We start from the raw sequence: 9312 nt of genomic DNA, 5'->3' as shown, positions 1-9312 counted from the left end.
TTAAAAGGAAATTTACATTTTTTCTTTTTAAAATTGATGCAATGATGGAGTTTTTTAGGGTAAATCAGGTTGGACTAATTAAACTCTTTTTCAAACGTGTCGATCGTTTTTAAAATTAATTCCCAATCTGGGATTTCTCTGAAAAACATGGATTTCATCAGAACATAATCCTTCTCGAGTTCTTTTAGAATTCGCGGAGGAGGAAAAAGCTTCAAGGTTCTCTTTCGAGCTGTTCCGTAGTTTGCCCAACTTGATGCAAAGTAAATGCTTTTGTGGATGGCAACTCTTTCAAGTAGAGCTATCTCGATAAGAGCCTTCTCCTTGATCTCCGAATTGAGCAAACGAAAAAAATCATAATAATGTCTTGAAATTCGTGGCGGAAGCTTTTTATCTTCGAGTAAATGTGCATATTGATGAAGGATAGTTGCTTTCTTTCAGAAAGTACGCTCAGCATTCAGTACTTGAACCAATATTTCAGATTCATGGATTTTTTCTTTTAGTGCCTCTTTAGTGTAGCTTTTTATTCTATATTCGCTGACAGGCCAGTGTTCTGATCTTGCACCAATTTCGATTTTTACAAGCGAACGAATGTATCCAGCTTTTGAGGTTTCGCTTGGATATTCAAATAATAATGTTTGGGCAGCGAGGCCTTCTGGGTCAGGGAAGACTTGCCACCCATCAATTGTTCCGAGTTTTGCAGCAAAAGCATCTTTAAGTTCAGCTAGCATCTGAGTTTGAACATAATTGGAGCAAGCTTTTGAAAGATTATCGATGATTGCATTTTGCTTTTTCTTGGATGGTGCATTTTCAGGGTCATGGGGTGCACCACAACCAAAGAATTCTCTTTCAATTGAAAGATCAATATCTTCTGAAAAACGATCAATCTATCCATATACTTTTGAAAGGGACGTACCTCGTTTAAAGGTGAGATGCGGCCTCATCTTCTCTAGTGAGAATAGTCTTTCCAAAACCCATACGACCCAATAATCTTTCTCAATAATTTCAAAGGGCAGGTTCTTGATATCAGTGGCAGCTCTTCAGTGGCAGCTCTAAAGAAAAGTTCCCGTTCATCTTTAGACAAAAGATGAATTTCCTTCATGGCTTGAGCCCCATAATTTCAAAAATAAAGAGATCGTATCCCTGCAGGTGCAAATTTCATATTCTGTCTAATTTCATTTTCTTTTGAATCTTTAAGGAATTTTGATACCTGTGCACGTGCTACCTGGTCAATGTGATCTTTTCCTAAATTTTTCAAAGCTTGAATCAGAAGACCTTCTCTAGTTCTCGCAAAAGACATAATTTTTTTCGTGGTCTTTTTAAGAATAATTTCTTGATTACCAATTTTGACTTTTCTGGAGGGGCCTTCGGTTAAAAACATGACACCACCAGGAACTTGTAAAGAAAGGCCCACTAAATTGGCAGCATGAGCTCCGGCAAGTTGAATTTGAACCCCATTTTTTTCCGCAATAGCCTTAGCAACTTCATTCAAATCTGGGGGGGAGTGTGCTCAGTAGATCATGTATTTTGGGGTAATCATAAACGCCTTGATCGAGCCGACGGATGATGTTTTGTTTTTGAAGCTGTGAAAGAGATTTTCGAATAGAGGTATCACTACCCAGATCTGAAAAGTGCATGGGCGTAAAACACCAACCGCGGCCTTGCTCAATAATCCTATTTTTTACTGCGATTTCGATACTTTGGCGCATTTCGAGTCTCTCTTTTTCACAAAAAGATGCTATTTTTGTGAATTACTAGAATCGTTTATGAAAACGGTTAGAGTGTTTATTTTAAACCCAGGGAAAGTGTGTTAGTATCTTGAGCCATATAAAGGGAATAAAATCGCTACAGTTAAAGCAAAAATTTTCTTTGAAAAGCGGTTCTGGGTAAAAACTTTTGAGCGGACCGATAAAGCAGGGTAGGCAATTGCAAGGACTATCTTGGGTGGTGAACCGTCTGATCCTGAGATTCATAAGTTTGTTCTTAATCATTATCCTGAAATAAAATTTGGAGAAGTTAAGGAAATCAACATTCAAATCCTGCGCATGAATCCAAAGAGAGTACAAAGAGAAGTCCGCCGTGAAATGGCAAGAATGAAGGAAACGACACAGCCTTCAACTTTAGCACAAGATTACAGGCGAGGAGGGCTTGAGAAGAAAAGAAAGAAAATTATTAGCAGTGCCGAAAAACAAGATCGCAAAGATGATCAATTTGCACTCAAGCAAAAAAAAAGAAAAAGAGAAGCATCGAGGGCATTACTAAAGCGTTATCATCGCTAAGGAATAACTCAAATTATATGAATTAACTTTCCTGTTTTTTGAAGAGCCTTTCTCTGGGCTGTCCATGCCCACCATGAAATAGGTTCTCCCGTCTTAGCTTCATGTATAATGGCGGCAAATACGTCCCACACACAAGGATCATGACGTTTTCCTGTTAACCTTTCTAATTGTTCGAACAATTGAGTAGCATCATGATGAATTAAGTCTTCGACTAAATGAATATTCAGAATGCTTAAATCCCGTAAAGTTGCTTTCCCAACATTTTTTAGATCTTTAAGATTCTTTTTTTTGACAGACATTTGCTATTCCTTTATTGCATTGCAAATTTCGACAATGAAACCATTATTGTCACGGACATAAGAAACGATTTGACCCCACGGTTTTTGAGCAGGTTTAAGAATTTCTACTGCTCCAGAATCAATCGCGTGTTGAAATTGCTTCTCCACATTATCGACTATAAACGCAATTTCAGCACCAGCAGCTAGTTCTTTTTGGCGATTTGGCCGAAATTGATGGGAAGCCATCACAACATCTTCGTCAGCAAATGCTAAAATTGTTTGGCCTGTTTCCATTTCTGCATATTGATTGCTTTCATGAATAAATCGAAGCTTTAGCTTAAAAGCTTTTTCGTAGAAAGAAACTGTTGTGGGCACGTCTTTGACATAGATAATAATGTAACCGAGATGCATGTTAGGCCTAAGAATTAATTTTTTTTATGAAAACATTAGCAATAAAGCTTCATTTTTTACTCCAGAGTGACAATATTTTGGGAAATTGACGCGCTTTCTCTATGAGTCACAGAGGTCACCCTTGTCACAGTGGATATAGCAGAAGATGCGGAAAAACGAAATAGTTGTATGCTGTTTTCATCCAGTTTAGTGCGTAATTGGGCTTTATGTACTTGAAATTTCCGTTGAATTTTTTTGATGCGCAAGCCTCTGAAAATAAAAAGCTTCACTCCTAAAAGTGAAGCTTAATAATCAGTTGGAGGTGGAGAGAATCGAACTCTCGTCCTGAGCAAACTACATAGTGACCACTACATGCTTAGTGTTCTGAAAATAAGTAGGTTCCGCTGCAGAACACGCCACTGGAAACTACTCGCCTCAATTAATCTTGAGTTTAAATTTCTCTAAGGCTGGAGAAACTTAGCTCATACCAAGAAAATGACAGTAGACTCTAAAATCCTCGGTCCAATTTCAGACTACTGCGCAAGCACTGCAATTAAGCAGCGCGTGCTACGACTTCAAAGTTAGCTTCAGCCACAGGGCTAAAGTCAACAGCGATTACGTTTGTGCTTGTTTTGGCACTTAATTGTTCACCGGCTTTTTTAGGAGGCCAACCGATACCCTCCGCATGCAATCAATACCTCGCTTCCCAGTCGAAACCATGACACCCCCGAAAGATGGATGTTTGATAAAACTGTAAGGGCAGTATTGCCTTTTCTTAATCAAAGAATAACGAAAAAAAAAATAAAATAGAAGCAAATTTTTTACGTGAAGGAGAAGAAACAAGATGCTTGCTAGACATTTTCGAGAGAAAATATTATTATTTTTGCCTATGGCTTCGAAAACAATTTTATATTACTTAGTAGGTTAGCGAATGTTTGCAGAAATTCTTCCAGAAAGTTTTGACGAGCGTGAAAAAAGAATTCTTGAATTTTGGAGTGTAAATAAAATTTTCACAAAATCGGTAGAAGAAAATCGAGATAAACCTCTTTTTGCTTTTTATGATGGTCCTCCTTTTGCTACAGGTCTTCCTCATTATGGTCATTTATTAGCAGGCACCATTAAAGATGTAGTTTTGCGTTATAAAACCATGAAAGGATTTTGCGTGCCTCGGCGTTTCGGCTGGGATTGCCACGGTCTTCCTGTGGAAAATGAGATTGAAAAAATGCATAACCTCTCAGGTGGAGATGCTATTCAAACTTTTGGGATAGCTAATTTCAACGAGGAGTGTAGAAAAATTGTTTTACGTTATACTGAAGAGTGGAAAACGATTGTCCAGCGTATGGGGAGATGGGTTGACTTTGATCAAACTTATCGAACGATGGATGTGAATTTTATGGAATCGGTATGGTGGGTCTTTCAGCAGCTTTATAATAAAGGGCTGGTTTATGAGGGCTATAAAGTCATGCCTTATTCTGCTAAGCTAGGAACACCACTTTCTAATTTTGAAGCAGGCGAAAATTATAAAGAGGTAGATGATCCTGCTTTAACTATAGCTTTTCCTTTGCTAGATGAACCTCATACAGCTATTTTAGCCTGGACCACTACTCCCTGGACGCTTGTTTCTAATTTAGCTCTCATGGTAGGGCCTGAGATAGACTATGTAAAAATCCTACACATTGCCTCTGCCCAACACTACATTTTAGCAAAGTCTAGGCTCTCGGCTACTTTTAAGAGTGAAAGCGAATATGAAATATTAGAAGAAATGAAGGGTAGGGACTTAGCAGGTAAAAGTTATAAGCCGCCTTTTAAATATTTTGCTGATAGAGCGAGCCATGGAGCTTTTCGTATAATTCTTGAGGATAGCGTGTCGGTAGAAGAGGGCACGGGAATTGTTCATGCAGCCCCTGCTTTTGGAGAAGTAGATTTCTATGCGTGTCAAAGAGAGGGCATAGAGATTGTGTGTCCCGTCGATAGCAATGGACTTTTCACTAGTGAAATTCCTGAATACCAAGGATTATTTGTTAAAGAGGCGGATAAAGAGATCATTAAGCACTTAAAGAAAGAGGGTATAGTCTTTTCTCATGGTGTCTGCCGCCACCGCTATCCTTTCTGCTGGCGATCTGACACTCCTCTTATTTATAAAGCTGTAACTACCTGGTTCGTAGCTGTAGAAAAAATAAAAGACTCGTTGGTAAAAGCTAATGAGCAAATTCATTGGACTCCCTCGTATGTTAAGCATGGGCGTTTTGGTAAATGGTTAGAAGGTGCTAGAGATTGGGCTATCAGTCGAAATCGCTACTGGGGGACTCCTATTCCTATCTGGCGCGCAGACGATGGAGAGATGCTTGTTATCGGAAGCATTCAAGAGCTAGAAACCAAAAGTGGGACTAACATTAAAGACTTACATCGACATTTTATTGATCAGCTAACTCTCACCCACAATGGAAAAGTTTTTAGACGTATCACCGAAGTCTTCGATTGTTGGTTTGAGTCGGGCTCTATGCCGTACGCGCAAAATCATTATCCCTTTGAAAATCAAGAGCTTTTCCAGAAGATATTTCCTGCAGATTTTATTGCAGAAGGTTTAGATCAGACACGCGGTTGGTTTTATACGTTAACTATTCTATCCACCGCCCTTTTTGATCAGCCAGCATTTAAAAACGTTATTGTGAATGGAATCGTCTTGGCAGAGGATGGGGCAAAAATGTCCAAGCGCTTGCGCAATTATCCTGATCCTAGCCTTGTCATTGAGCGTTTTGGCGCCGATGCGGTTCGTGTCTATATGATGCATAGTCCGGCAGTACGTGCCGAAGACCTTTGCTTTGTGGAATCAGGGGTGGAGCTTATCTTACGTCAAGTAATGCTGCCTTTATGGAATGCTTATAGCTTTTTTATCACCTACGCACGTATCTATGGCTGGCGCCCTTGTGGTCAGCTGAAAAAGCCCGTCGCTATTATCGATCGATGGGTAATCTCGCTTCTAAATAAGCTTATCAAACAAGTAGAAGTAGGAATGGATGATTATAACCTTAGCCATGGTATCGAGCCTACAATTTATTTCATTGAGCAGCTGACTAATTGGTATATCAGACGTTCGCGCCGCCGCTTCTGGGAAGAAAAAGCGTCTAATGATCGTAATGAAGCTTTTGCCACTCTTTATCATGTTCTATTGACCTTTACGAAGGTGGCAGCACCTTATATTCCTTTTATGAGCGAAGCTATTTATCAGAATCTGAGAAGTGAAGAAATGCCTCAATCCGTTCACCTTTGTGCTTATCCAGAATATAATGAGCAGATGCGTGATGAGCAACTGGAGGCCGCCATGGCTGCGGTACAAAGTACGGTAAGTTTAGGCCATGCTTTAAGAAAAGAGCATAAGCTTAAAGTTCGACAACCGCTGGCGAAGGCTCATATTATTTCCGCTGATAGCGTGACTCTTCAATTTTTAAAAGAGCAACAGCACCTGATTGCCGATGAACTAAATGTGAAAATAATCGAATTTGCCGAGAAAGAGTCTTCATTTGTTAATCTTAAAGCTAAGCCTAATTTTCGCATCTTAGGCAAAAAAGTGGGTAAGTTAATGAAAGCTACTCAGCAAGCAATTGATGCTTTTAATCAAGAACAATTATCTACCTTATTGAAAGGTCATTCGCTTCCTTTAATCATAGAAGAGACAGAAGTAGTGTTGACTTCGGAAGATGTTCAGGTTGAACGCCAGGTTTTTGAGGGCCTAGCTGGAGCTAATGAAGGATCGATCACTATTGTTTTAGAGACAGCTTTAAATGAAGATCTTTTAATGGAAGGGATTGCCAGGGAGCTCGTGAATAAAATTAATACAATGCGGCGAGAAGCTAATTTAGAAGTGACTGATCGCATTCACGTAAATATAGAAACAACCGAACGAGTAAAGCTAGCTTTTGAGCATTATAAAGAATATGTGCAACAAGAAGTATTGGCGGTTACTGTAGAGTTTAACGAATCCCCTGAAGGCGATGAGTGGGATATTAACAATGAGCCGGCTAGGATCTATTTAAATAAGGCCCATGCTGCTTGAACACCTCTTGGCTCTACTTTACACCCTTGCTCCTTTCCTCTTAAGGTAAGGGAGTAAGGCAGTGCCCATTCATTCGTTATGGGTGAAAGGGAGGTGAGCCAGCTGCTTCTGTCCATAAATAGTGAATGATTTATATTTTGATTAGAATAGATGTTTGTCTATAAAAAATTTAAAGTGGCAGCTTAGCAGCAGGTAATATGTTTTAAAAGACTTTCCTCCTTATTTTAAAAAGAACTGAATGATTACCAGCTCCTTTTTTACCTAATGACATACCTTACGTACAGATAAGCTGAAAAGATTACTTTATAGTTATGACTTTTTCCTTGAAAAAAGCTATAAGCTATCTGATGGTGGTTTGTTTTAATCAGAAGTTTGTCAGTGAGTTTTGCTTTAAGGGGAGGCTATGAGAGCTTCCTCGGTAGCAAAAAGAGACAGCAAATAGTGTTTATAAAGCTCAAAGCGGGCACGTTTTTTTAACAAAGATAAACGCTAATAGAAAATATTTTGGAAATCTGGCTTTTTTAATTCTATAGCTGTAGATTTTTATAGCTTGAGAGTAATATTTCTATTCCTTAAAATACATTCTTTAAAACTCGGATCGTTTAGCTTAAAAAGGAATCATCATTTGTTAAAAGAGCTTCTCCAAAAAGAAAACTGTTATTTAAATTATTTTTTTGAAAAGATCGATTTATCTGTTGCTGAGATTGTTGTACAGTCTTTAAGAGATTGCCAGGGAGTTATAGTTTTCTCAGGTGTAGGGAAAAGCGGTTTAGTAGCAGAAAAAATTGCTATGACCATGACTTCTACCGGCTCACGAGCTTTATTTATTTCCCCCACAAACGCTTTACATGGCGATATAGGCATAGTTTCTGAAAAAGACGTATTTGTTTTTCTTAGTAAAAGTGGAGAGAGTGAAGAACTTTTATCTCTTATCCCTACTTTGCGTAATCGGCGAGTAAAAATTATAGGGATTGTCTCCAATGCAAAAAGCCGTTTAGCTAAAGCTAGTGATATATATATCGATCTTCCTTTGCAGCAAGAGCTTTGCCCGTTTGATATAGTGCCGACTACGTCTGCTGTTATACAGCTTATATTTGGAGACATTCTGGCTGTTGCCCTCATGCGCATGAAAAATTTTAGTTTGGAAGAATATGTTAAAAATCATCCTGCAGGTAGGATTGGTAAACGCATCTCGCTTAAAGTGTCTGATTTAATGATCACCGGCTCTAGCCTTCCTATATGCAAGCCTCAAGATAAATTGGTAAATACTCTTGTAGAATTATCTAATAAACGTTGTGGTTGTGTATTAGTGATTGACGAAGCTGAAATTCTACAGGGGATATTTACTGATGGAGATTTAAGGCGGGCTTTGCAATCCCATGGGGCTGCTTCCCTGCAATTGCCTATGAAAGATCTAATGATCCAAACAGCTCGGTGGGTTGCTCCTCATAACTTGGCGTGGGATGCCATGCGTAAGATGGAAGGAGACCAAAAAAATGCTATTACGGTATTACCTGTTCTTACCGAGCATAAAAAGCTGCTAGGCCTTATCAAATTACATGATATTGTCCAATCGGGAATATGAACGTTCCCACGCTTAAGCCTTTATCATTTAGCTGCTAATTTTTCTTTAAATATGCTTAGGCAGAAAGGTAATCGTTCTTACTTTCTATAAATAGTTCGACCTGAATTAACCTTAAAAATTTCTTCATTGCATCCATTTTAGAAAGAAAAATTATGAATTTTCTTTTAGACCTAAGCTAAAAAACTGCAAATCCAAGAATTTTTGTTGATGAGTATGAAAATTGGCTAAAAATTAAGAGTTTTAGAGCAGGAGGTAGCCTTCAAGATAGAGCGTCAAAGCAATTTAAAGAAGAAATTAAGCTTTTTAGCCTGAATAAAGACATTTGGGAGAATTTTGGGCGACTAACCAGTTGTAAATTAAACGCATGTTATGGCCAATTCCACATAGAATGGCGTTAAAACAATCTCCCAAACGGCCTTTAAGGTAATTGCGTCCCAGTTTGCCATCATTCTTCATGTGGCCGATATGGGGTTCTATCGCTTGGCGTCTTTTGAGTTGGGACTTAATCCACTGTGTAAGGCCTTTTCTTTGCCCAGAAATAAATATGCTTTTGCCTTCTACCGTATGACCTCGATAACCTTTATCTACAAAAGCTACTTCGATGTTCTTGCCGCTATTATGTTGAGCTTTCTTAATAGCTTCTTCAAGCGTATGCCCATCGTACGGATTGCCATGAATGGCTCTAACATCTAAAGCTAACCCTTCTTGATGAGTGATCACTAGTGAAGT

General features: G+C 38.7%; 7 protein-coding genes, 1 other RNA gene and 2 pseudogenes. 3 read left to right on the top strand and 7 right to left on the bottom strand.

The window, feature by feature from the left end; translation table 11 throughout:
- Nucleotides 1–74: 74 nt before the first annotated feature.
- The 3 genes and pseudogenes from NEOC95_RS01945 to NEOC95_RS09465 all read right to left on the bottom strand — a co-directional run bounded on the left by NEOC95_RS01945 (nt 75) and on the right by NEOC95_RS09465 (nt 1706).
- A pseudogene (locus NEOC95_RS01945) lies at nt 75–851 on the bottom strand (nucleotidyl transferase AbiEii/AbiGii toxin family protein).
- Nucleotides 852–1117: 266 nt separating this feature from the next.
- Nucleotides 1118–1489, bottom strand: coding sequence for a DUF6088 family protein (locus tag NEOC95_RS01940; protein ID WP_283248235.1), 372 nt, complete (start codon nt 1487–1489; stop codon nt 1118–1120).
- Nucleotides 1482–1706: a DUF6088 family protein gene (locus NEOC95_RS09465; RefSeq protein ID WP_283248234.1), complete on the bottom strand. Its 225-nt coding sequence runs from the start codon at nt 1704–1706 to the stop codon at nt 1482–1484. Before NEOC95_RS09465 ends, NEOC95_RS01940 begins: the two co-directional genes overlap by 8 nt.
- Nucleotides 1707–1922: 216 nt before the next feature.
- Here NEOC95_RS09465 and NEOC95_RS01935 point away from each other — a divergent pair, with 216 nt between their 5' ends.
- Nucleotides 1923–2276 (top strand): DUF2992 family protein, encoded by a 354-nt coding sequence (locus NEOC95_RS01935; protein ID WP_347566617.1) that lies wholly within the window; start codon nt 1923–1925, stop codon nt 2274–2276.
- Nucleotides 2277–2284: 8 nt separating this feature from the next.
- Here the strand turns inward: NEOC95_RS01935 and NEOC95_RS01930 are convergent, their stop codons facing one another.
- From NEOC95_RS01930 to ssrA, 3 genes are all read right to left on the bottom strand, one after another.
- Entirely contained in the window at nt 2285–2575 is a 291-nt protein-coding gene (locus NEOC95_RS01930) for a helix-hairpin-helix domain-containing protein (protein ID WP_166154280.1), read from the bottom strand.
- Nucleotides 2576–2578: 3 nt separating this feature from the next.
- On the bottom strand, nt 2579–2965 hold the full coding sequence (locus tag NEOC95_RS01925; protein ID WP_166154278.1) for a VOC family protein: 387 nt from the start codon (nt 2963–2965) through the stop codon (nt 2579–2581).
- Nucleotides 2966–3258: 293 nt separating this feature from the next.
- Nucleotides 3259–3673, bottom strand: a transfer-messenger RNA (tmRNA) gene (gene ssrA / locus NEOC95_RS01920).
- A 202-nt stretch (nt 3674–3875) separates the two neighbouring features.
- On the opposite strand from ssrA, the gene ileS reads away from it, so the two are divergent.
- Together ileS and NEOC95_RS01910 are read left to right on the top strand one after the other, a co-directional pair.
- The gene (ileS, locus tag NEOC95_RS01915) at nt 3876–6998 is read left to right on the top strand and encodes an isoleucine--tRNA ligase (protein WP_213151167.1); all 3123 of its coding nucleotides are present in this window, start codon (nt 3876–3878) and stop codon (nt 6996–6998) included.
- Between the two features lie 625 nt (nt 6999–7623).
- Nucleotides 7624–8583, top strand: a complete 960-nt coding sequence (locus NEOC95_RS01910; protein ID WP_166154274.1) for a KpsF/GutQ family sugar-phosphate isomerase — start codon at nt 7624–7626, stop codon at nt 8581–8583.
- A 303-nt stretch (nt 8584–8886) separates the two neighbouring features.
- Here the strand turns inward: NEOC95_RS01910 and NEOC95_RS01905 are convergent.
- A pseudogene (locus NEOC95_RS01905) lies at nt 8887–9312 on the bottom strand (hypothetical protein); the annotation flags it as partial.

The organism is Neochlamydia sp. AcF95 (assembly GCF_018342455.1).
Lineage (GTDB): Bacteria > Chlamydiota > Chlamydiia > Chlamydiales > Parachlamydiaceae > Neochlamydia.
The sequence above is the reverse complement of the archived record's forward strand: the minus strand, read 5'-3'. Positions and strand labels throughout refer to the sequence as shown.

Bases quoted from the DNA above. Each gene is read 5' to 3' on its own strand.
- NEOC95_RS01930 (WP_166154280.1), bottom strand. From the start codon at position 2,575: ATGTCTGTCAAAAAAAAGAATCTTAAAGATCTAAAAAATGTTGGGAAA.
- ileS (WP_213151167.1), top strand. From the start codon at position 3,876: ATGTTTGCAGAAATTCTTCCAGAAAGTTTTGACGAGCGTGAAAAAAGA.
- NEOC95_RS09465 (WP_283248234.1), bottom strand. From the start codon at position 1,706: ATGCGCCAAAGTATCGAAATCGCAGTAAAAAATAGGATTATTGAGCAA.
- NEOC95_RS01925 (WP_166154278.1), bottom strand. From the start codon at position 2,965: ATGCATCTCGGTTACATTATTATCTATGTCAAAGACGTGCCCACAACA.